Source organism: Marinisporobacter balticus (assembly GCF_004345705.1).
GTDB lineage: Bacteria > Bacillota > Clostridia > Peptostreptococcales > Thermotaleaceae > Marinisporobacter > Marinisporobacter balticus.
Map to the genome: position 1 here is coordinate 1 of NZ_SLWV01000068.1, position 1812 is coordinate 1812.

The window sequence follows — 1812 nt, forward strand, 5'->3', positions numbered from 1 at the left end:
TCTACGATACAAGGTAATAGTCCTGTAGGCAAAACTTAGACGAATTCGAGTATAATCCAGAGTACCACGAGACACGTGAAACCTTGTGGGAAGCAGGGGGGACCACCCCCCAAGGCTAAATACTACCTAGTGACCGATAGCGAACAAGTACCGTGAGGGAAAGGTGAAAAGAACCCCGGAAGGGGAGTGAAATAGAACCTGAAACCCTATGTTTACAAGCAGTGGAAGTTCTTTATATGAACAACCACGTACTTTTTGTAGAACGGGCCAACGAGTTACGGTATGCAGCAAGGTTAAGGTGTTAAGCACCGGAGCCGTAGCGAAAGCGAGTCTTAAGTAGGGCGAAAATAGTTGTATGCCGTAGACCCGAAACCGGGTGACCTATCCATGAGCAGGTTGAAGCGGAAGTAAAATTTCGTGGAGGACCGAACCCATGTCTGTTGAAAAAGGCTGGGATGACTTGTGGATAGCGGAGAAATTCCAATCGAACTCGGAGATAGCTGGTTCTCCCCGAAATAGCTTTAGGGCTAGCCTTAAAGGCAGTGATACGGAGGTAGAGCACTGAATGTCCTAGGGGCCCTCACCGGTTACCAAAGACTATCAAACTCCGAATGCCGTAATCATAACTTTAGGAGTCAGACTATGGGTGATAAGATTCATAGTCAAAAGGGAAACAGCCCAGACCGTCAGCTAAGGTCCCAAAGTACAGGTTAAGTGGAAAAGGATGTGGGATTGCACAGACAACTAGGATGTTGGCTTAGAAGCAGCCACTCATTCAAAGAGTGCGTAATAGCTCACTAGTCGAGTGATCCTGCGCCGAAAATTATCGGGGCTAAAACCTGTCACCGAAGCTACGGCTTGTATCAATAGATACAGGGGTAGGGGAGCATTCTATACGGATTGAAGCTGTACCGTAAGGAGCAGTGGACTGTATAGAAGAGAGAATGTTGGCATGAGTAGCGAGAGGTAGGTGAGAATCCTACCCGCCGAAAACCTAAGGTTTCCTGAGGAAGGTTCGTCCGCTCAGGGTTAGTCGGGACCTAAGCCGAGGACGAAAGTCGTAGGCGATGGACAACAGGTTGAAATTCCTGTACCACCGAAGATTGTTTGAGCGATTGGGGTGACACAGTAGGATAGGTCAAGCGCACCGTTGGTTGTGTGCGTCTAAGCGTTTAGGGAGTCGATATAGGCAAATCCGTATCGATAATTCTGAGGCGTGATGGGGAGCGAAATATAAGTAGCGAACTTACTGATTCCACACTGTCAAGAAAAGCCTCTAGTGAGATCTAGGTGCCCGTACCGTAAACCGACACAGGTAGGTGAGGAGAGAATCCTAAGGCGAGCGAGAGAACTATTGTTAAGGAACTCGGCAAAATGACCCCGTAACTTCGGGAGAAGGGGTGCCACGTTAGGGTGTTAAAGCCTGAAGTGGCCGCAGAGAATAGATCCAAGCGACTGTTTAGCAAAAACACAGGTCTCTGCTAAGTCGAAAGACGATGTATAGGGGCTGACGCCTGCCCGGTGCTGGAAGGTTAAGGGGACGTGTTAGAGCAATCGAAGCACCGAACTTAAGCCCCAGTAAACGGCGGCCGTAACTATAACGGTCCTAAGGTAGCGAAATTCCTTGTCGGGTAAGTTCCGACCCGCACGAAAGGCGTAACGATTTGGATACTGTCTCAACAATAGACTCGGTGAAATTGTAGTACCGGTGAAGATGCCGGTTACCCGCAGCAGGACGGAAAGACCCCGTGGAGCTTTACTGTAGCCTGACACTGGATTTTGGTATTACATGTACAGGATAGGTGGGAGACT

Annotated in this window: 1 rRNA gene; it reads left to right on the forward strand. The window is 49.0% G+C overall.

The window, feature by feature from the left end:
• Positions 1-1812: ribosomal RNA gene (locus EV214_RS18525) — 23S ribosomal RNA — on the forward strand; the annotation flags it as partial.